Origin of the sequence: Labilithrix luteola (assembly GCF_001263205.1) — a bacterium.
GTDB classification, from domain to species: Bacteria; Myxococcota_A; Polyangia; order Polyangiales; family Polyangiaceae; genus Labilithrix; species Labilithrix luteola.
Map to the genome: position 1 here is coordinate 679,128 of NZ_CP012333.1, position 20,499 is coordinate 699,626.

At 66.4% G+C, this 20,499-nt stretch carries 20 protein-coding genes; 16 read left to right on the forward strand and 4 right to left on the reverse strand.

Annotated elements, in window-relative coordinates; genetic code table 11:
• Nucleotides 1-58 precede the first annotated feature (58 nt).
• From AKJ09_RS03165 to AKJ09_RS03175, 3 genes are all read left to right on the forward strand, one after another.
• Entirely contained in the window at nt 59-1,717 is a 1,659-nt protein-coding gene (locus AKJ09_RS03165) for a hypothetical protein (RefSeq protein WP_146645695.1), read from the forward strand.
• A gap of 82 nt (nt 1,718-1,799) precedes the next feature.
• Nucleotides 1,800-2,012, forward strand: a complete 213-nt coding sequence (locus AKJ09_RS03170; protein ID WP_146645696.1) for a hypothetical protein — start codon at nt 1,800-1,802, stop codon at nt 2,010-2,012.
• A gap of 246 nt (nt 2,013-2,258) precedes the next feature.
• Nucleotides 2,259-3,806: a vWA domain-containing protein gene (locus tag AKJ09_RS03175; protein ID WP_146645697.1), complete on the forward strand. Its 1,548-nt coding sequence runs from the start codon at nt 2,259-2,261 to the stop codon at nt 3,804-3,806.
• A gap of 6 nt (nt 3,807-3,812) precedes the next feature.
• On the opposite strand, the gene AKJ09_RS03180 is transcribed toward AKJ09_RS03175, so the two are convergent.
• Nucleotides 3,813-4,289 carry a zinc ribbon domain-containing protein gene (locus AKJ09_RS03180; RefSeq protein WP_146645698.1) on the reverse strand — a complete coding sequence of 159 codons (477 nt, stop codon included), beginning with the start codon at nt 4,287-4,289 and terminating at the stop codon, nt 3,813-3,815.
• Nucleotides 4,290-4,446: 157 nt separating this feature from the next.
• Here AKJ09_RS03180 and AKJ09_RS03185 point away from each other — a divergent pair, with 157 nt between their 5' ends.
• From AKJ09_RS03185 to AKJ09_RS03225, 9 genes are all read left to right on the forward strand, one after another.
• On the forward strand, nt 4,447-4,812 hold the full coding sequence (locus AKJ09_RS03185; RefSeq protein ID WP_146645699.1) for an STAS domain-containing protein: 366 nt from the start codon (nt 4,447-4,449) through the stop codon (nt 4,810-4,812).
• Nucleotides 4,809-5,174 carry a response regulator gene (locus AKJ09_RS03190; RefSeq protein ID WP_146645700.1) on the forward strand — a complete coding sequence of 122 codons (366 nt, stop codon included), beginning with the start codon at nt 4,809-4,811 and terminating at the stop codon, nt 5,172-5,174. Before AKJ09_RS03185 ends, AKJ09_RS03190 begins: the two co-directional genes overlap by 4 nt.
• A gap of 12 nt (nt 5,175-5,186) precedes the next feature.
• Complete coding sequence (locus AKJ09_RS03195) at nt 5,187-7,214, forward strand: chemotaxis protein CheA (RefSeq protein WP_146645701.1); 2,028 nt, start codon at nt 5,187-5,189, stop codon at nt 7,212-7,214.
• Nucleotides 7,211-7,702: a chemotaxis protein CheW gene (locus AKJ09_RS03200; RefSeq protein WP_146645702.1), complete on the forward strand. Its 492-nt coding sequence runs from the start codon at nt 7,211-7,213 to the stop codon at nt 7,700-7,702. The genes AKJ09_RS03195 and AKJ09_RS03200 overlap by 4 nt, the downstream gene beginning before the upstream one ends.
• A complete protein-coding gene (locus AKJ09_RS03205; protein WP_146645703.1) occupies nt 7,699-9,195 on the forward strand; it encodes a CheR family methyltransferase in 1,497 nt (498 codons plus the stop codon). Before AKJ09_RS03200 ends, AKJ09_RS03205 begins: the two co-directional genes overlap by 4 nt.
• Nucleotides 9,192-10,289, forward strand: coding sequence for a protein-glutamate methylesterase/protein-glutamine glutaminase (locus tag AKJ09_RS03210; protein WP_146645704.1), 1,098 nt, complete (start codon nt 9,192-9,194; stop codon nt 10,287-10,289). Before AKJ09_RS03205 ends, AKJ09_RS03210 begins: the two co-directional genes overlap by 4 nt.
• Nucleotides 10,286-11,992: a methyl-accepting chemotaxis protein gene (locus AKJ09_RS03215; RefSeq protein ID WP_146645705.1), complete on the forward strand. Its 1,707-nt coding sequence runs from the start codon at nt 10,286-10,288 to the stop codon at nt 11,990-11,992. The genes AKJ09_RS03210 and AKJ09_RS03215 overlap by 4 nt, the downstream gene beginning before the upstream one ends.
• A 3-nt stretch (nt 11,993-11,995) precedes the next feature.
• The gene (locus tag AKJ09_RS03220) at nt 11,996-13,132 is read left to right on the forward strand and encodes a PleD family two-component system response regulator (protein WP_146645706.1); all 1,137 of its coding nucleotides are present in this window, start codon (nt 11,996-11,998) and stop codon (nt 13,130-13,132) included.
• Between the two features lie 91 nt (nt 13,133-13,223).
• Nucleotides 13,224-13,961 carry a TRM11 family SAM-dependent methyltransferase gene (locus AKJ09_RS03225; RefSeq protein WP_146645707.1) on the forward strand — a complete coding sequence of 246 codons (738 nt, stop codon included), beginning with the start codon at nt 13,224-13,226 and terminating at the stop codon, nt 13,959-13,961.
• Here the strand turns inward: AKJ09_RS03225 and AKJ09_RS03230 are convergent.
• Nucleotides 13,900-15,102 (reverse strand): cupin domain-containing protein, encoded by a 1,203-nt coding sequence (locus AKJ09_RS03230; RefSeq protein ID WP_146645708.1) that lies wholly within the window; start codon nt 15,100-15,102, stop codon nt 13,900-13,902. The genes AKJ09_RS03225 and AKJ09_RS03230 overlap by 62 nt on opposite strands.
• A gap of 89 nt (nt 15,103-15,191) precedes the next feature.
• Between AKJ09_RS03230 and AKJ09_RS03235 the strand changes: the two genes are divergently transcribed.
• Entirely contained in the window at nt 15,192-15,785 is a 594-nt protein-coding gene (locus AKJ09_RS03235; RefSeq protein ID WP_146645709.1) for a peroxiredoxin, read from the forward strand.
• A gap of 5 nt (nt 15,786-15,790) precedes the next feature.
• Here the strand turns inward: AKJ09_RS03235 and AKJ09_RS03240 are convergent, their stop codons facing one another.
• Nucleotides 15,791-17,179: a cytochrome P450 gene (locus AKJ09_RS03240; RefSeq protein ID WP_169927213.1), complete on the reverse strand. Its 1,389-nt coding sequence runs from the start codon at nt 17,177-17,179 to the stop codon at nt 15,791-15,793.
• A 60-nt stretch (nt 17,180-17,239) separates the two neighbouring features.
• Here AKJ09_RS03240 and AKJ09_RS03245 point away from each other — a divergent pair, with 60 nt between their 5' ends.
• Both AKJ09_RS03245 and AKJ09_RS03250 read left to right on the forward strand, forming a co-directional pair.
• Nucleotides 17,240-17,884 (forward strand): TetR/AcrR family transcriptional regulator, encoded by a 645-nt coding sequence (locus AKJ09_RS03245; RefSeq protein ID WP_146645711.1) that lies wholly within the window; start codon nt 17,240-17,242, stop codon nt 17,882-17,884.
• 20 nt (nt 17,885-17,904) lie between these two features.
• Nucleotides 17,905-18,156 carry a hypothetical protein gene (locus tag AKJ09_RS03250; protein WP_240488378.1) on the forward strand — a complete coding sequence of 84 codons (252 nt, stop codon included), beginning with the start codon at nt 17,905-17,907 and terminating at the stop codon, nt 18,154-18,156.
• Between the two features lie 6 nt (nt 18,157-18,162).
• On the opposite strand, the gene AKJ09_RS03255 is transcribed toward AKJ09_RS03250, so the two are convergent.
• The gene (locus AKJ09_RS03255) at nt 18,163-19,182 is read right to left on the reverse strand and encodes an alpha/beta fold hydrolase (protein ID WP_146645713.1); all 1,020 of its coding nucleotides are present in this window, start codon (nt 19,180-19,182) and stop codon (nt 18,163-18,165) included.
• Between the two features lie 208 nt (nt 19,183-19,390).
• Between AKJ09_RS03255 and AKJ09_RS03260 the strand changes: the two genes are divergently transcribed.
• Nucleotides 19,391-20,446, forward strand: coding sequence for a hypothetical protein (locus AKJ09_RS03260; RefSeq protein ID WP_146645714.1), 1,056 nt, complete (start codon nt 19,391-19,393; stop codon nt 20,444-20,446).
• The last annotated feature ends 53 nt before the right edge of the window (nt 20,447-20,499 follow it).

The window sequence follows — 20,499 nt, forward strand, 5'->3', positions numbered from 1 at the left end:
TTCACTCGGTTCAATCGGGACGAATGCATACGGCCGTGGCATCGTAGAGTCCTCGTCGATGCTGCCTCGCCTTCCCACGAGCCCGTGTCTCCGAGAGAAGTCTGCACCGCAGGCGTCTTGCGGAGTGATGCTCGCCATGCTCGCGATCGTCACGATGGTCACCGCATGCGTCACCGCATGTACCGGGACTATCGGCGGTGAAGACGGCGAGGACGGGCCGAACGCACCGACGAGCGGCGTGCAGAGCGGCGACGAAACCGACGTCGATTGCGGTGGAGCGAGTGCGCCGAAGTGCACCATCGGCAAGAAGTGCAAAGCGAACGGCGACTGCACGACCTCGAACTGCATCGAGGGCATCTGCAAAGACCCCACCGGCCTCGATGGCATCAAGAACGGTGACGAGAGCGACGTCGACTGCGGAGGCTCCACCACCGGCGCACCTCGTTGCGGCACTGGCAAGACGTGTGGAACGGCCGAGGATTGCGAGAGCCACGTCTGCGACCCCACCGCCAAGACATGCAAAGCTCCCACGTCGACCGACGGCGTGAAGAACGGCGACGAGACCGACGTCGATTGCGGTGGTTCCTCGACGAGCGCGCCGAAGTGCGACGTCGGCAAGTCGTGCGCGGCGCACTCGGACTGCACGCTCGACGGCTGCGACGACACGAAGCACTGCGCCAACGGGCGAAGCTGCACGCAGTACAACGGCGGACGGAGCTGTGGCGTCGGCGAAGAAGGCGCCACAGGAGCCATGCACGAGAGCTGTTGTGGCGCCCTCCCCATCCCGAACGGCACGACGAAGCTCGACAAGTACAAGATCACCGCCGGGCGCATGCGCGCCTTCATCGAGCGCGTGAACGGCGACGTTCTCGGATGGTACGAGTCGAACAAGGCCACGCTGCCCGCCTCGGCGCAGGCGCAGATCGAGGCGTACAAGGCGTACTTGCCGTCCGATCGAACAACGTTCCCACTCGGCTCCGACTACCAGCTCGGTTCGACCATCTACTTGCCGCAGCGGCCAAGCAAAACGCAGGGCTGTGGCGTCGGCAACGCCGCATCGCCGGCGTATGGCTCGCATACGTTCCACAACGGCTCGCTCGAGTCCGAAGACTTCGCGTTCGATCAGAACTTCCGCGATAGGCTACCGCTCAACTGCGTGCCCTATCCGATCCTCGCCGCCTTCTGCGCGTGGGACGGTGGGCGCCTCGAGACGTTCGACGAGCACGCCAACGCGTTCGGTACGGCCCCCTTTCCGTGGGGCGCCACGCCCATCGCCGGAGGATTCAACAACTTCCCCGATGAGAACGGCCCCTACACTCAGGTCGGTCCGGCGAACGCCGGTGCTGGCAATCCGCTCGGACCTTGCCCGTCGTGTGACACGACGCTCCTCAACTGGGCCCACACCTACCAGGTGCCCGAGGGCGGTGATCCGAAGAAGCCCTGGGACTACGCGTACTGGATCAGCCCGCCGGGGCGCTTCCCGATGGACAAGGGGCCCGCAGGGCACATGGACATCGGCGGCCTGATGATGGAGATCACGGCCAGCACCGCCGAGAACGACACCACGACGGACTACACCGGCCAGCAAGTCACGCAAACGATGGTTCGCTGGTCGAAGAACGGATCGTGGGAAGTCCACGCCATGGGCAACCTGCAGTGGAAGTTCGCCTTCATGACGAAGTACGGCAAGACCGGCGGGCGCTGCGCACGCGACTGACGCGTCGGCATCCACCGACAAGCTTCGGCGAATGCCGACAGGCGCACGCCTACGGCACGCGAAAGAAGCGGGATTTTCAGCCTTGCGCGCGCTGGCCTTCGCCTTGCTCAGCGCGCATCGCATGACCCGCGAAACGCCTGTCGTCCTCGGAGTCCTTTCGCTCATCGTCCTTGCCCAGCTCGGCCGGTGCGACTCGACGTCGAGCTTCTCGTTCCATCCGAACGCCGACAGCGGCGGCGAAGCGCCGGCGAAGGCCGCGCATTCGAAGAGCGGAACGGCGCCGAGCCCGCGCTGATCGAACGGTCGAGTCGATGGCGGCGCGATCGCTGCAGGCGCCGGATTGAAATTGAGCAAAGGCGACTTCGACGCGCTCGACATCGCCCAAGCCGCTCAGTAGTGCGGCCGGCAGAAACGGAACGAGCCTGATCGGAAAGCCATGGTGTGCCGGGTCGGCGGCACACGCGAATGCGTAGTTTCGCCGGGAATTTGGTGAGGCCGCGCGTAGCTCGTCCTTGGAACGGAGGTTGCGTAGGCGGGGCTCATGGCGCTTCCCCGAGCTTCGTTCCTCTTCCTCGCTCTTCCCTTCGCACTCGTCGCGTGCAGTTCGAACGACTCCTCGACGTCCGCGTACGATGCGATGGGATCGTCGAATGCGAGCCCACCGTCCGCGAACGCTGGCAGCACGGCGCCCGTGGTTTCGGGCGCGCCGCCGACCGACGGCGTGTCCGGCGAGACGTACGGCGACACGAAGGAGAACGACTTCGTCGACACAGTGACGCAATCGACGTCGACGTTCGCAGTCGATGTCGACACGGGAAGCTACTCGCTCATGCGTCGGGATCTCGTGGCGGGTCACCTGCCTGCGCAGGCCGGGGTGCGCCCCGAGGAGTACGTCAATTACTTCAAGTACGCCTATCCGCAGCCGGAGAACGGCCAGCCCTTCGCCGTGCAGGTCGACGGCGCGCCTTCGCTCTTCGGTGAAGGGCTCCACCTCTTGCGCGTCGGTCTCCAAGGCAAGGTGATCCAAGACGCGAATCGCAAACCGGCGAATCTCGTATTCCTCGTCGACGTCTCGGGTTCGATGGCGGATCCGAACAAGCTCCCTCTCGTGCAGTATGCACTCAAGCAGCTCGTCAAACGGCTCGAGGCCACCGACACGCTGTCGATCGTGACCTATGCCGGTTTCGAGAGCGTCCTTGTCCCGCCCACGCCGGTGACCAACAAATCGGCCATTCTCGACGCCATCGACGGGCTCACGGCCGGCGGAAGCACGAACGGCGAAGGTGGCATCCGCAAGGCGTACGAGTTGGCCGAGCAGGCCAAGCAGCCCGATTCGATCAATCGCGTGGTGCTCTGCACCGACGGAGACTTCAACGTCGGCGCAACGGGCGACGCGCTCATCCAACTCATCGAGCAAGAGCGCGACAAGGGAGTCACCCTGACCACGCTCGGTTTCGGCGCAGGCAACTACAACGATCGCGACATGGAGGCCCTCGCCGATCACGGCAACGGCAACTACGCGTACATCGACGGTCCCGGCGAAGCGAACCGCGTCCTTGGCGAGAAGCTCGTCTCGACGCTCCAGGTGATCGCGAAGGACGTGAAGGTGCAGGTCGAGTTCAAGCCCCAGCTCGTCACGCGCTACCGTCTCGTCGGCTACGAGAACCGCGTCATGAGCAACGAAGACTTCCGCAACGACGGCAAGGACGCCGGTGAGATCGGCGCCGGACACTCGGTCACCGCGTTCTACGAAGTCCAGCTCGCCCCCAACGCCCAGGCGGTGAGCGGCAACGACGGCACGCTCGCGACGGTCCGCCTTCGCTACAAGCAGCCCGACGGCGACGTCGCGACCGAGTTCGAGCGACCGCTTCTCGCGGGTGGCCTGGCACCGACCTTCGCGGAGGCGAGCCCCGACTTCCGCTTCGCCGCCGCGGTCACGGAGTTCTCCGAGATCCTGCGCCACTCGAAGCACAGCGAGGGCGCGCGCTTCGACGACGTCCTCGGCCTCGTCAACGCCACCTCGGGCGGAGCGACCGATCGGCAGGAGCTCGGGGCACTCGTGTCGACCGCCAAGTCGATCTGGAAGTAAGACAACTCAGTCGTCGGCGATACGAATCTTGCGCTCGAGCTCGCGGAAGCGGGCTTCGAGCGCTTCGTCGTCTTCGGCGAGCGGATCGTCAGCCGGTGGAGCCGCGCGAGCGGGAAGATGCTCGCCTCCAGAGAAGGCTTCACGGGCCGCGGCCTGAACGCGATTCAGGGCCTTCGTTGCACCGCTCGCGAGCGCTCCGCCGACGCGCTCCGCCGTGGCCACGAACGCGTCGATCCCCTCGCCCTTCGTCTCGTCCGCGGGCGAGCTCACCTCGTCGGTCGCGTAGAGCGCACCGCAAGCACCGCACGCCATGACGTGCCGACTCTTGAACTCGTAGACGTTCAGAAAGTAGAGCTGGAGCGTCGACGTGGCCCTGCGCTCGTAGAACATGGCGGTCTCGCCACACTCCGAGCAGTGGCGCTCGACCTGGCGCCCCCCGGGAACACGCTCGGTCTTCTCTTTCGTGCCGATGACGACCCACATCGTCCCTCGAGCGTAGCACGCGCCGACGAGCGACCGGCTGGCAGGATGTCGCCAAGGCCCCGCTTTTCGGATCCGGCCAGAGCCTTCGTAGGAATAGGCAGTCCTTGGCTCTACACCGCTGAAGTCGTGCCGCGATGCGACGTTCAAGTATGCATCGATGGGTACTCGATTCTCGCTCGAGACGTCCGACAACGGCACGGTTCTCGATCTGACGCTACGGGGCGCCGCGGACATCGCCGCGGCACGTGAACTGCGCGACGAGCTGGTCGCGGCGATCGTCACCGGCCGTGACGTCGTCGTGAACCTCGACGCGCTCGATCGGCTCGACGGAGCCGGTCTTCAACTCTTGCTCGCCGCCAAGGCGAGCGTGGAGCGCAGCGGCCACGCGTACAGCGTCGTGGCCGAAGGCGGCGCGGCTCGGCGCGCCATCGAGCTGGCGGGCGCCGAGGCGCTCTTCGGCGCTGCGCCCGAGAAGTCATCGAACAAGCAGAACGAGAGCGAGCAGCAGGAGGAACGACCGTGACGAAGCTGGCATTGGTGGTCGACGACTCGATGGTGATCCGAAAGATGGTGACGGCGACCTTGAAGCAACTCGGCTTCGAGACCGTCGAGGCGGGCAATGGCAAGGACGCGCTGTCGGTGGCGCAGGGCAAGACGCTCGCCCTCGTCATCACCGACTTGAATATGCCCGTGATGAACGGCCTCGAGTTCATTCGCGAGCTGCGCGCGGATGCCTCGCACAAGTTCACGCCGATCGTCTTCTTGACGACGGAGAACGAGAACCAGATCCGCGAAGACGCCCGGGCGGCAGGCGCGACCGCTTGGGTCGTGAAGCCGTTCCATCCGGACAAGATCATCTCCGTCATCCAGCGCGTCGCGGCCTGAATCGGTGATCCGATGAGCGAAGTGAAGATCGATCTCGAGAGCTTCCTCTCCACCTTCTTCGAAGAGGCCGAGGAGCATCTGAGTACGTTCGAGCGCGGGCTGCTCGAGTTGGAAGAGAACCCCGGCGACCGCGAGGTCATCGGTCAGATCTTCCGCTCTGCCCATTCGATCAAGGGCGCGAGCGGCACGTTCGGACTCACCGACGTGATGACCTTCACGCACGCGCTCGAAACGGTTCTCGACAGGCTGCGCGCAGGCACGCTCGCCTACAGCGGCGACGTCGCCAAGGTGCTCCTCGCGTCGGTCGACATCCTGCGCGCGCTGGTCGACGCCGCGCGCAACGGGTCGGCTCCTCCTTCCCGTGCCGCGGAGGTCCGAGGTGAGCTCGAGCGCTTCTTCGCTCCTGGCGCGGCGGTCGTCCAGGCAGCGACCAGCAGCGCTGCGCCGACCGGCCCCCGCGCGGTCAAGGTGCGCTTCGCGCCGAAGCTTGAATTCATGTCGCGCGGAAGCGACCCCTTGGCCGTCCTTCGCGACCTCGCTTCGCTCGGCGAGATCACGTCACGAGCGCTCGACACCTCCGCGCTCCCCGACCTGGTCGAGCTCGATCCGGAGACCTTCTATGTGACGTTCGACGTCGCGATGACGACCTCGGCGAGCGATTCCGAGCTTCGTGAGGTCGTCGCGTTCGTCGACGACCTCTGCACGTTGGAGCTCCGTCACGAGGAGCCGGCGGCGAGCCCGGCGCCCTCGGAAGCTCCCCGACCGGCCGTCGAGACCGCGAACGCGACGACGCCGACCGGCGCGGCGCATGCCAACAATGCGGCTCCCACGATTCGCGTCGCGACCGACAAGGTCGACAAGCTACTCGACCTCGTGAGCGAGCTCGTCATCGCCCAGGCCATGATCGTGGAAGCCACGCGCTCGCCGAGCACCGACGCCACGACGCGCCTCAACGATGCTCTCTCGGCGATGGATCGCCACACGCGCGAGCTCCAGGAGCGCGTGATGTCGATCCGCATGGTGCCGCTCGCCAGCGTGTTCCGTCGCCTGCCCCGCATGGTGCGCGACGTCGCCACGTCGGTCGGCAAGAAGGTGAAGCTCGTCGTCGAAGGCGAAGGCACCGAGATCGACAAGAGCATGGTCGAGCAGCTCGCCGACCCGCTCACGCACCTCGTGCGCAACGCCATCGACCACGGCCTCGAAAGCCCCGACGAGCGCCGCGCCGCCGGCAAGAACGAGGAAGGCACGATCCTCCTCCGTGCCTTCCACCAGGGCGGCAACGTGGTCATCGAAGTCTCCGACGACGGACGCGGCCTCAACACGGATGCCATTCGTGCGAAGGCCGAGCGCCTCGGCCTCATCGGCCCCGAAGCGGTCCTCACCGACGACCAGATCCACGACTTCGTTTTCCACCCCGGCTTCTCGACCGCCGCCAAGGTCAGCGACATCAGCGGACGCGGCGTCGGCATGGACGTCGTGAAGCGAAATGTCGAAGCGCTCAATGGAAGCCTCGGCCTCACGACCGAGCGCGGGCGTGGGATGCGCGTGCGACTGCGCCTGCCTCTCACCCTCGCGATCCTCGACGGCCTCGCCGTCCGCGTCGGCGCGCAGACCTACGTGGTGCCGCTCCTCTCCGTCGTCGAGTCGTTCCGTCCGACCCGCAGTCAGCTGCGTGGCGTCTTCGGTGCTTCGGAGGTGATCGACGTGCGGGGCAAGTCGGTTCCCGTCGTCCGTCTGCACGAAATCGTCGGTGCGACGGACGCCGAACGCGACCCGACCTGCGCCCTCGTGTGCATCGTCGAATCGAACGGTGCGGACCTCGCGCTGCTCGTCGACGACGTCATCGGGCAAGCGCAGTTCGTGGTGAAGAGTCTCGAGGTCAACTTCCGGAAGGTCGATGCCTTGATGGGCGCGACCATCCTCGGTGACGGGCGCGTCGCGATGATCGTCGACGTTCCCTCGCTCGCGCGCGTCGCCTCGTTCTCCTCTCGTGGTGTCGATCCTGCCGCTCGAATTCCCGCGGCAGCGGAGGTCCGATGAACGCAACGAATGTCCTCGACAACGCCTTCGCGCCCTCGGGCAACGAGAGCGGTCTGTACCTCAGCTTCTCGCTCGCGGACGCCGAGTACGCGGTGGACATCCTGCGCGTGCGTGAGATTCGCGGCATCTGCGCGATCACGCCCATTCCGCAGTCCGCACCTCACGTCCGCGGCGTGATGAACCTGCGAGGAGCCGTGGTGCCGGTCATCGACCTGCGCGCGGCGTTGAACGTCGAGCAGGCCGAGTACGGCAAGTTCACGGTCATCATCGTGCTCTCGGTGCACGGGCGCACGGTGGGATTCGTCGTCGACAGCGTCTCCGACGTCCTCTCCCTCGACGGCTCGGCGATCGAACGGTCGCCCGACCTCGGCGGGCGCGTCGATGCATCGCTCGTGGAGGGTATCGCCCGCACCCAAGATCGCTTCGTCGTCCTCATCGACATCGACCGCGTGACGGTGGGGGATCTACCAAACGGAGAAGCAGCGTGAGGAACTCGGCGCAGGCGCTCGTTACCTCCGCCGGCACCATCGCGACCATTCCGCTCGAAGGTGCCGACTTCGATGCCTTACGCCTCATCATCTACGATCTCGCGGGCATTCACCTGCGCGACGAGAAGAAGGCGCTCGTCGCGAACCGCCTCGCGCGCCGCATTCGTGCTCGTGGGCTTTCGACGTTCGGCGAATACGTCGCCTTCGTGCGCAACGATTCGAGCGGCGACGAAGCACGCGAGCTCATCAACTGCATCACCACCAACAAGACGAGCTTCTTCCGCGAACCGCACCACTTCGACTTCCTCGCGCGTGTGATGGTGCCCGAAATCGTCGAGCGCGCCCGGCGGACCGGACAGCGCAAGATCCGCATCTGGAGCGCCGCGTGCTCGACAGGCCCCGAGCCCTGGACCATCGCGCTCGTCTTGCGCGAGGCCCTGGGGTCGTTCGCCGGCTGGGACATCCGCATCCTCGCGTCGGACCTCGACACGAACGTTCTGCGCACGGCGGAGGAAGCCGCGTACGACCCGCGTGAGCTCGATGAAGTCCCCGAGGCAATGCTTCGCTCGGGCTTCGAGAGATGCGCCGACGGCCGCCTTCGCGTGGTCGCGCCGCTCCGCGAGCTCGTGTCGTTCCGACGCATCAATCTCATCGAGCGCCCCTGGCCGATCCGCACCAAGTTCGACGCCGTCTTCTGTCGCAACGTGGCCATCTACTTCGATCGTCCCACGCAGCAGGGGCTCTTCGAAGCGCTCACCAGCCTCCTCGAGCCGACCGGCTATCTCTTCAGCGGTCACTCCGAGAATCTGCACTGGCTCACCCACATTCTCGAACCGCTCGGGCACACCATTCATCGCCCGACGGGAGCGGCGGCGGCCAAACCTCGTCTCGCATCGCTGGCCAAGGCCACGGCTCCGGAGCCGCCCGCCCCGTTCGTGCCGAATCCCGCCGCCGAGGTCGCCATTACCGCCGGCGGCCTGCACGCGAGCGCGAAGGGCGAAGTGGTCCGCACGCTCCTCGGCTCGTGCGTTGCGGTGTGTCTCTACGACCCGGTGGCCCGCATCGGAGGCATGAACCACTTCATGCTGCCCGACGGAGAGAGCAGCGAGCGCAACCCTGCCGCCTTCGGCGTGCACGCGATCGAGCTCCTCGTGAACGCGATGATGAAGCTCGGCGGCGATCGTCGTCGGTTCGTAGCCAAGGTCTTCGGGGCATCCGAGCTTCCCGGGCGGAATGCGAGCGTCGGCGTCGCCACGCGGAATGCGGCTTTCAGCATCGAGTTTCTGGAGAGCGACGGAATCAAGGTCGTCGCGCAGAAGCTCGGTGGAACGAAGCCGCTCTCCGTTCGCTTCGAGACGGACTCCGGCCGCGTGCTCGTGCGTGAGGTCGAGAACTCCTCGGCCGCCGCTCGTGTCGACGCGAGCCACGTCTCCACGCTCGAGAAAACGCGCAGGCACGTGGAAGAGGACATCACCTTCTTCGGAGCGTCATGAAACCGAAACTCCGGGTTCTCGTCGTCGACGACTCCGCGCTGATGCGCCAGCTCATCACCACCGTTCTCTCGAGCGATCCGGAGATCGAGGTGGTCGGCTCGGCGCCCGATCCCATCGCCGCCCGCGCGAAGCTCGGCACGCTCAATCCCGACGTCATCACGCTGGACGTCGAGATGCCGAAGATGGACGGCCTCGCGTTTCTCGAGCAGCTCATGCAGACGCGGCCGACGCCGGTCGTGATGGTCTCGTCGCTCACCGAACGTGGGTGCGAGATCACGCTCCGTGCCCTGGAGCTCGGCGCCGTCGACTTCGTCACCAAGCCGAAGATCGACATGACGCGCGGCACGATCGGACTTGCCTCGGAGCTCGTCACGAAGGTGAAGAACGCGGGCCGTGCGCGCGTTCGGCCGGTGGCCAGGAGGCCCGCCGCGACGAGGCCAGGCGGCGCTCCTCTCGCACCGAGCCCCGCGATCGGCTCGAAGTTTCGCACGACGGAGCGGATCGTCGTCATCGGCTCGTCGACCGGTGGAACGGAGGCACTGCGAGAAATCCTGACCGCCCTCCCGCCCGACGCTCCGCCGATCGTCATCGTGCAGCACATGCCGCCCGTCTTCACGCGGCAGTTCGCGCAGCGCCTCGACGGCCTCTGCCGCGTTCGCGTGAAAGAGGCCGTGGGCGGTGAAGCGCTCGTGCAGGGGCACGTGCTCATCGCGCCGGGCGGAGACAAGCACCTCGAGATCGTCCGCAGCGGCGCCAGCTACGGCGTTCAGCTCCTCGATGCCCCGCCCGTCGGCCACCATCGGCCGTCGGTGGACATCCTCTTCGACTCGTGCGCGCGCGCGGCTGGCCCGAATGCCACCGGCGTGATCCTCACGGGAATGGGCGGAGACGGTGCACGAGGAATGCTCGCGATGCGTCGCGCAGGAGCGACGACGCTCGCGGAAGACGAAAGCACGTGCGTGGTCTTCGGCATGCCCAAGGAAGCCATCGCGTGCGGGGCCGTCGACCACGTCGTTCCGCTGGATCGAATGGCAGCCGCTCTGCTTCGAGCGGCACAGGACACGAATGGCAAGCGATTGGAGGAGAGGCGATGAGTTGGTTCGATGATCGGCGGACGATGACGAAGATGCTGCTCGGCTTCACGCCCGTGGTGGCGATGCTCTGCTTCATGGGCTGGTGTGGCATCGCTTCGACCGCGGACGCCAACGGCAGCATGGAGCTCCTGTTCCGCCGCGACGTCTACGGCATCGACACGGCGCGAAAGTGCGACGTCGTCCGCCTGAAGATCGCGCGCACGTTCCGTGACGGCATGGTCGCGACCGACCCCAGCGAGAAAGACGCGAAGGTGCGCGAGGTCGAGCGCCTCGAGGCCGAGGAACGTCAGCTCCTCGACGAGGTCGATAAGACGCTCATCCTCCCCGAAAATCGCGCGCGAATGACCGAATTGCGGAAGGTCCTCAGCGACTACATCGCCGTGGCCCGCGATGCGATCCGCGCCGGCAGCGTCGACGCGACGAAAGCATCGGCCCTCCGCGCGCTGGCGCTGCAGTCCGGCGACCGCATCGGCGATCTTCTCGACGCCATCATCTCGGCCAAGACCAACCTCGCGACGAAGTCTTTCGAGGAGTCGATCGCGCGCGCCGCTCGCTCGCGCAACATCATCTTCGGGATCACGGCCGCCGCCATGGCCGTCGCGGCGGCCATTGCATGGTTCATCGGCAAGGCCATCGGTTCGCCGCTCGCCAAGTCCGTCGAGGCACTGCAGAAGGTGGCGAAGGGCGACCTCACGGCGCACGTCGGCATCGCGCGCAAAGACGAACTCGGTGAGATGGCGTCGGCGCTCAACGCCGCGATCGACTCGATGCGCTCCACGCTCGCGAGCGTCCAGGAAGTCTCGCAGGAGGTCTCCGCGGCGGCGTCGCAGCTCGCCGGCAGCGCCGAGCAGATCTCGTCGGGAGCGCAGGAGCAGGCCGCGAGCCTCGAAGAGACCGCGGCGAGCCTCGAGGAAATCAGCTCGACGGTCAAACAGAACGCCGACAACGCCCAACACGCCACGCAGCTCGCGAGCGGCGCCCGTGACGCGGCCGAGCGCGGTGGCCAGGTCGTCGAGTCGGCCGTTGCCGCGATGAGCGAGATCACGCGCTCTTCGAAGCACATCGCCGACATCATCACGACCATCGACGAGATTGCCTTCCAGACCAACCTGCTCGCGCTCAACGCCGCTGTCGAAGCTGCCCGTGCCGGCGAGCAAGGTCGTGGCTTCAGCGTCGTCGCTGCCGAGGTCCGCACGCTCGCGCAGCGCACCGCCGCTGCCGCGAAGGAGATCCGCGGACTCATCGCCGACTCCTCCGCGAAGGTCGAGGCCGGAACGATGCAGGTCAATCACTCGGGCGAAACGCTCGGCGAGATCGTCCGCTCGGTGAAGCGTGTGACGGACATGGTGGCCGAGATCGCCGCCGCCTCGCGTGAGCAGAACACCGGCGTCGAACAGGTCAACACGGCCGTCACGCAGGTGGACCAGGTCACGCAGTCGAACGCCGCGCAGACCGAGGAGCTCGCCGCCACCGCCACCGCGCTATCCGAGAAGTCGGGCGAGCTGCAGCGGCTCGTGTCGGGCTTCGATCTCGGAACCGGCCATTCCCAGAGCCCGCGCGTTGCCGAAGCGCGCTTCGTCCACAAGGCGGAACCCGCCAGGCTTCCCCCGCCGAAGCCCGTGCGCGGCCGAACCAACTCAGCGGTCTTCCGCAAGCCGGCGCTCGCGCCGGCGAAAGCAGCAAACGGCTACGAGGAGTTCTGAAACATGAACGTCGTCATCGTCGAGGGGCATCCCGGCCCACTGACACCACTCCAAGACGCGCTCGCCTCCGTCGGACACGACGTGCGCGTCACCAAGAGTCTTCCGGACGCGCTCGCGGCGTTCGCGAAGAAGAAGCCCGATATCGCCATCGTTGCGTGGACCCCCGATACTCCGCTTCTCTCGGAGGTCACCGCTAGCCTCCGCACTCCCGAGGATCCGACGTTCCGCGCCGTCCTCGCCATCGTCGACGTCGACTCGCCCGGAGCCCGGAGAGCGGCCTACGAAGCGGGCGCGGACGACGTCGCGATGATCAGCGCGAGCCCCGCCGAGCTGTGCGATCACGTCCGGTCGAGCGAACGCATCGTGCGACTGGAACGCAGGCTCCGTGAACGCGTCGTCGAGCTCGAGAGCGCTCTCCGACGTCTCGCGCTCCACGCTTCGTCACGAGGCCAAGAGCTCGCGGGCCCCACCAAACAGCCCCGCGGTGGCCTCGGATTCCTGCTGACCAGCACCTGGACTGCGCTCGAGGAGATCCTCCTCAAGACGTGCGGAGAGTTCCTCCAGCACTCGCTCGAATACGTCGTAGGCGCGGCCGATCCGCTCCCCGGCTGGCCCGGCGCGAAGGTCGCTCTCGCCGACGTCGGCAACGAGCTCAAGCTCGAGGTCACGTTCATCGCCTCGCCGCCCGCGGCCCACGCCATCGCGGCGACGCTCTGCGGTGGTCCCGAAGCCGTGGACGACGACGTGGTGCGGGACGTCCTGCTCGAGCTCGGGAACACCGGTATGGGCGCGGTTCGCGCGGCCTTCCTCGGTGAGGAATTCGGATTCGCCGCGTCGATTCCGGAGGCCATCGTCTCGAAGGAGCAAGACGTGCTCCTCAAGGGCGCCGAGGCCAAGCGCGTGCTGACGTTCCGCGGAGCGGACGGCGTCGTCATCCACGTCATCGTCACGCTCCGATCGCAGGGACGCGTTCGTGTGGTGGGCGGGCTGCTCCGCGAAGGCATGGTCGTCGCCACCGACATCCTGACCGACAACGGCCTCCTGATGGTTCGCGCGGGGACGCGCCTGACGGAGACGACGGCCCTCAAGCTCTCGCGGCTCTTCCCCAAGCGCGAGATCGAGCTGGCGGAGAACACCTGAGCCCGACGACGGAGGGGTGCGTGCGTGGCTGGAAGAGCCCGGCCATGCACGCGCCGTTGCCGCGAGCGCGTTTTTGACCTACGTGGCCCCGATGCACAAGCGCCCCCAGAAGCCGACTCTGCGCCTCTCGCCGACCACGCTCTGGGAATACCCCTCGCAGCACTACGGCGAAGGGATGCAGGGCGACTCGAAGTACGTCGGGGCCACGCCTTCGTACGTGATCTGGAATCTCGTCCAGCGCTACACGAAGGAGGGCGACCTGGTCGTCGACCCGTTCTGCGGCTCGGGCACGACGCTCGACGTGGCGAAGGACACGGGGCGGAAGGGGCGCGGCTTCGACGTGAACCCCTACCGACCGGACATCGAACGTGCCGACGCCCGCAAGCTGCCGCTCGAGAACAACTCGGTCGATCTCGTCTTCATGGATCCGCCGTACGGCGACCACATCCACTACTCGGACAGCTCCGATTGCATCGGCAAGCTCTCCGCCTACGACCCGGCCTATTACCGGGCGATGCACCGCGCGATCCGCGAGTCGGCCCGCGTGCTCAAGCCGGGGGGCTTCTTCGGTCTCTACGTCTGCGACTACTTCGAGAAGAAAAAGGGCTTCGCGCCGGTCGGCTTCCAGCTCTTCGTGAGCATCGCGGAGGCAATGGCCATCGTCGACATCGTGTCCGTCGTCCGGCACAACAAGTCGCTCGAGATGGGCAATTACCGAAAGGCCGCGGAGGAGGGGAACTTCTTCCTCCGCGGCTTCAATTATCTCTTCATCGCCCAGAAGCCCGAGGCCCGAATCGAAGGGCGCCGAGATCGAAAAGGCGGACGATGAACGAACGGGCGGCCCGCGAACGCGCGAGTCGCCCAAGCTCGGCACCATCGAATCTGCGCGCGCTCGAGAGCAGGCGCGCGAGATCGGCGGCGCCGGCGGGAACGTCGAGCTCGAGGCCGCCAACGTAGAGACGAAGCGCGCCGCGCGACGAAGGCAGGTACGCCCAGCGCCCTTCCTCGGACCGCATCACGACGTCGCCGCGCTCGAGCCGGCTCGTGATCTTGGCCTCACCGAGCGGACGCGACGGCGGCGTGAGCTCGCGCCCCGGACCGAGGCGCGTGGCGAACGACGCGAACCAACGGTCGATGGCGTCGTTGGACGTGTCCATCGAGCGAATCGCCTCACGAACGCGCTCGAGCATGGCCTTCGGGATCTCCCCCGGCGGCTTTCCGGCGCCGAGCGGCGGATCGACGAGGAGCTTCGTCGCCTCCGGCACCGACGCGGCCCGCGCGACGAAGTCCTTCCACATCTCGCCGGCGCTCGGCGCGCGGAAGCCGACCGAATACGTAAGGCACTCGGTGACGGCTACGCCGTAGTGGGCGAAGCCCGGCGGCAGGTAGAGCATGTCGCCGGCGGAGAGGACTTCGTCGGCCTCGGGAACGAAGCGCGCGAGGATGCGAAGGTCGAGATCGGGGACGAGGCGCACGTCTTTCGTGGGCTTCTCGTGGTACTGCCAGCGGCGTTTCCCCATCCCTTGCACGAGGAACACGTCGTAGCTGTCGAGATGCGCGCCGACGCTTCCGCCGGGCGCCGCGTAGCTCACCATCACGTCGTCGACGCGCACGTTGGGAATGAACGAGAACGGCTCGAGCAGGAGCGCGGCCTCGGGAAGATGGCGATTGAGCTCCTGGACGAGGATGGTCCAGCCCCGCTCGGGCAGCTCGCCGAACCGTTCCTCGGGGTGAGGCCCCCAGGTCACCTCCCAAGGATGGGCGCCGCCCTTTTCCCGGACGATGCGGGACTCGACGCCTTCTTCGCAGGAGAGCCCCGCGAGCTCGTCCGGCGAAATCGGATCGCGGAACTCGGGGAAGGCTCCGCGGACGAGGAGCGGCTTCTTCTGCCAGTACTCCCGCAAGAAGCGCGCGACGGGCATGCCGAGCACACGGGAAGAAAGAGGAAGCTCAGTTCGAGGGCGCGCCATCGTCGGAGCATCTCGGACATCGCTCGCTGCCGCAAGGCGAGAACGATGCGCCGTGTGCTAGGTTTCGCGCATCCGACACGAGGCCATCGATGACGACGCTGACGACGCTGGATTCGCCCCGCAGCTCTCTAGGTCGACAGTTTTGTCTGCTCGTACCGCTCGTGCTCTTTTTGACGGTGCTCGTCGTCGCCTGCGGAGGGACGGTGAAGCGCCCCGACGGCGGAGAGGGCCTCTTGCCCGTGGGCTCCGCAGCCCCGGACTTCGTCGGGCGTACGCCCGCGAACGAAGGCGGTGGCGACGTGCGCCTCTCGGGCGTGCGAGGCAAGCCGGCCGTGGTCTACTTCTATCCGGCGGACGGAACGCCCGGATGCACGAAAGAAGCGTGCGCGTTCCGTGACGCGTGGAACGACTTCAAGAAGGCAGACGTGGTGGTGTTCGGCGTTTCGGACAACACGGCCGAAAGGCACGCCAAATTCCAGAACGAAGAGAAGCTCCCCTTCCCGCTCGTGGCCGACGAGGGGGGCAACATCGCACGCTCGTACGGCGTGTCGAAGAAGCTCTGGGGCTTCGACCGCGTCACGTTCCTGATCGGTCGCGACGGCAAGGTCGCGCACGTATGGCCGGACGTCGATCCGGGCGTCCACGCCCGCGAAGTGCTCGCCGAAGCCGCACGCCTCCCCTGACGACGCTAGTTCTGCGCTTCGCGCACGTGGACGCGCATGCGTAGGCCGCGGGGCCTCAGGGTGACGAGCGGCTCGAGCTCCACGTCGGCTCCGCCAGCGAGCTCGAACCGGAGGCGCCCCAGCATCGTCGCGAGCAGCACGTGGCCTTCCATCAGCGCGAAGTGGTTGCCGATGCAGACGCGCGGCCCGGCACCGAACGGCATGTACGCGCAGCGCGGGAGCTTCTTCTCTTCGTCGCCGAGGAAGCGCTCGGGAACGAAGCGCTCCGGCTCGGGAAAAAGGTCGGGACGCCGATGCAAGCCGAGCACGTTCACGAGCACGATCGTATTGCGCCGAACTAGGTGTCCACCGAGCGAGACGTCTTCCACGGCGCGGCGCGCGAGGATGTAGGCCGGCGGGTAGAGCCGCATCGCCTCTTTGAGCACGGCCAGCGTGTACGGGAGACGCACGAGATCTTCGTACGAAGGCGCGCGCCCGAGCGTATCGACCTCGGCTTCGACCTTCGCGCGCGCCTCGGGATTTTTGGCGAGCAGATAGAGCGTCCACGCCAGCGCGTTCGCCGTGGTCTCGTGACCGGCGAGAAAGAGCGTCATCGCCTCGTCGCGGACCTGGCGATCGTTCATCGCGGTGCCGTCTTCGTCCTGCGCGGCGAGCAGCATGCTCAGGAGATCTCCGCGATCGCCCCCTTGATCACGACGCGCGCGAATCAGCCGGTAGATGATGGCGTCGAGTCTCGCGACGGCCTTGCGAATACGCACGTTCGAAGGTGAAGGCACGATCGGCGGCAACGGCAAGAACGACTCGAGCTGGCCGATCGCGCACTCCATGGCCGTGGTGACCGCCTCGCCGATCTCGTCGGCGTCCGAACCGACCTCCGCGTCGAAGAGCGTTTTGCCGACGATCTCCAGTGTGAGTCGCATCATCGCGTCGGAGACGTCGAGGACCTCGTCGCTGCGCACGCCGGAGGCGAACGACCGAGCGCGCTCCGCCATCGTGTCTGCATAGGAAGCTACGCGCTTGTGCGCGAACGCCGGCGCAATGAGCTTTCGCTGCCTGGCATGGAACGAGCGATCGCTCGTCAGAAGACCGTTGCCGAGCACCGGCCGCAAGAACACGGTGAGCCCCGGCGCCTTGATGAACGACGCATTCTTCGTCGAAAGAACCTCGTTGGCCAGCGCAGGCGCACCGATCATGAGCGCGCGGACGACGCCGAAGCGGAGGCTCACGGCGTCGGGAAACTCACGGCCGACGCGGAACTGCAGCCCGGCGCGATCGCGTTTGAGGTCCGGAAGGTGGCCGAAGAGCAGATGGCCGCCAGGCAAACGCGGGAAAGCGTGCACCGACTTGCGCGCCGACTTCGACGAGGGCATTGCTTCGCTGGTCGCGTTCGTCATGATGTCCATCTTGTGAGCGATCGCTCGCATTCGCTACTCGCAAACCGGAGCCCGTCCGCCATGCCTCGAAAACCGCTCACGGCACCGAGAAAAAAGGCCTCGCAGGACCGCTCCAAGGTCACGGTCGATACCCTCCTCGACGCAACCGCTCGCGTTCTCGTCAAAGACGGCTACGACTACGCCAGCACGAACAGGATCGCCGAGGCCGCGGGCGTGAGCATCGGCTCGCTCTACCAATACTTTCCGAGCAAGGAAGCGCTCGTGGCCGGCGTCATCGATCGCCACATCGGCGTCATGACGGACCGGGTTCGCACGCACTTGCTCCGCGTGGCCTCGATGCCCATCGCCGAGGCGGCGCGCGAGCTCGTCAAGATGATGATCGACGTCCACCGGATGGACCCCAAGCTCCACCGGGTGCTCGTCGAGCAGACGCCCCGCGTGGGAAATCTCGACCGGGTCAATGACATGGGCGAGGAAGCGACCACGCTCGTTCGCGCCTATCTCGAAGTGCACAAGGACGAGATCGACGTCGAAGACCTGGACCTTGCGGCCTGGATTTGCGTGTCCTGCGTCGAGGCCCTCACGCACATCGCGGTCCTTCGCCGCCCGAACCTCCTCGACGACGATCGCTTCATCGACGAAGTGGCCAACGTGGTCGTCCGCTATCTGAAGGCAGGCTCGTCCTGCTATGCTGCGACGCGATGAGCTCGTTCAAGAAAACCCTGATGAAGCAGGGGCTTAAGCTGATGTCCGATCCGCGCGTCATGAAGGTCATGCAAGACGAGCGCGTGATGAAGGCCGTCATGCAGATGATGACTGTCCCCGGCAAGGTCCAGAGCTTTACGAACGAGCAGGTGGAGAAGCTCGCCAAGGTCATGAACCTCGCCACCGAGGATGAAGTGAACGACCTGAAGCGCCAGATCCGCCGCCTCGAAGAGGAGCTCTCGCGGCTCGACAAGACCGACAAGAGGCGCTGACCGCCGTTAGGGAGCGCGCTCGTCCAGCCAGCGCGCGACAGCTGACCAGGTCAAACCGGGGGCGTCGCGACCGACGAGCAGGTCGATGTGGCCGAGCGGCTCCGTCCGGTAGGTCTTGTCCTTGGCCCGGCTGCGCTCGAAGGCCGGGCGGACGCTCGCCGGAGGTGCGAGATCGTCGTTGGTACCTGCAATGACCAGGAGGGGCACGTCGAGCGCTTCGAACCGCTCGACGTAGTCCCGCGATGGTCCACCGAACCGCTTGTCCGTCGCCCACTCGAACATGTGACGGAGCTCGTCGATCCCCGCTCGGTCGAAGGCGAGGCGGAGGTGCTGCTCGAGGATGTGGGGCTCGACCGAGCCCGCATGCCAGCCCCGAAGAGGCATGGGAAAAAGAGGGCTGTCGGCCACCCGCTGGAACGTCCGCATGACGGCGCCGATGGGATAGACCGGGAAGGACATCCCGGTGGCGGGTACGCCCGCGCGCCGCAGGGCTTCGACGAAGAGGGCAATCGTCCGGAGCGAAAGCGAGCCCGCTGCGAAGTGATAGGGGCTGCCGATCGAGACGAGCCCCGAGACGGCCCCTTCGAGGCCGGGGGCGGCAGCGTAATTGACCAGGCCGCCGAGCGAGTGCCCGACCAGGAACACGGGCCGCTGTCCGCTGTGTGAAAGGACCTCCTCGACGGCGATAGGGATATCCTCGACGACGTAGTCGTCCACGCTCCGGGGTGGCCGGGCCCCAAAATGGCGTGAGCGACCATGCCCGCGGAGGTCCAAGTTGAAGACGTCGTAACCTTCGCGCGCGAGGTGGTTGGCGAGGCTACGAGCCGGCAAATGCCAGGCGTAACGGTTCTGGCCGAAGCCGTGTACCAGGAGCACGGGAGCGCGCGTTCCGCCCTGATTGTCGGCCAAACGCTTGCGGACCATGGCCAGTGGAACGGGTCCCCCCGTCACGACCAGCTCCTTCACGAACGTAGCCCGGTCGTGGCGGTCGATCGTTTGGGGAAGCGTCCGGGCGTAGAGGATCACGGCGACTCACCGACCTCGAGGTCCGCCGCCAACCGCAGGCGGCAAGCAGAGGAAGACCGTGGAGACCAACTGAACCCAAATGAGACGCGTGTCGACGCGTGCTCGAGCACGCAGAACGAAAGGGATTCGTGCGTTGGATCCCCAACTAAGTGTAGCATCCGTTCGAAACTCGGTGCCCGGTGGGGGCGCCAAGGAGCAACGATCTACGATGTCGAGCACGCGAAGCACGTGGTTGCATGGTGGCGCTGGCGCGTTTTCTGGGCGCGCCGCAGGCCGTCCCAATCGTCTCACTCTTGCCGCTTCGGCGACTCTCGCCACGCTCGCGTTGACCACGCTCGCTCCCGACGCATCGGCGCAGGGCAAGGCGACGACGAAGACCGACTCGTCGAAGACCGAGCACACCAGCACCGGTGCCACGACGACAGCGGGAGCAAGTGCGGACGGCACCTCCAACGCGGTCGTGCTGCGGCCGCACGAGGATGGGACCAGCACGACGGATCAGAATGCGAGCACGGTCGAGCCGCCCAAGGAAGATTGGGATCCGACCGACGTGCAAGAGATCCCGGGGAAGACCTACCTCTTCGTCGGCCTCCGCTACCGCGGCAACGTCATCCCGAAGTTCATGCTCAACATGTTCGTGGACGAGGGAAAGACCATCTACTCGAACTCGATCGGCGCCGAGATCGACATCCGCAAGGACGGCTTCTCGCTCATCCCGTCGCTCGTCTACACGGAGTACGGAACGGGCGACATCCTCTTCAAGGAGAAGGGGACGAAGGACATTCCTGGCAACTACTCGCTCGTCAACAGCAGCATGAAGGCGGTCTACGTCGGCGCCGATCTGCTCTGGTCGACGAAGATCTCGAAGACGCTCGACTTCGAGTACGGCGCGGGCTTCGGGCTCGGGGTCGTCTTCGGCGATCTCGTGACCAACTGGGTCCAGCAGGATCCGAACGGCGAGCTCCGAGGAAGCAACGGGAACCGCTACTCGGCATGTCCGAGCGTCGGCGCGCCGAACACGGGTTGCAACAAGGCCGACCACCAGAACGCCAGCGTCGACAAGGTCGGTGGGTACAAGGAGCCGAGCTGGTTCGACGGCGGCTCGAGGCCGGTCGTCTTCCCGTGGATCTCGTTCCCCCAGGTCGGCCTGCGCTTCAAGCCGGTGAAGCAGTTCGAGGGTCGCCTCGGCCTCGGCTTCGCGCTGACCGGCTTCTGGTTCGGCCTCAGCGGCAACTACGGTCTCGAGCAAAAGCCGAAGCCCTGAGCCACTTTGTAGCGCGGGCTGGCACGCCTCGTCCTCCCGTGGCACAATAAGGC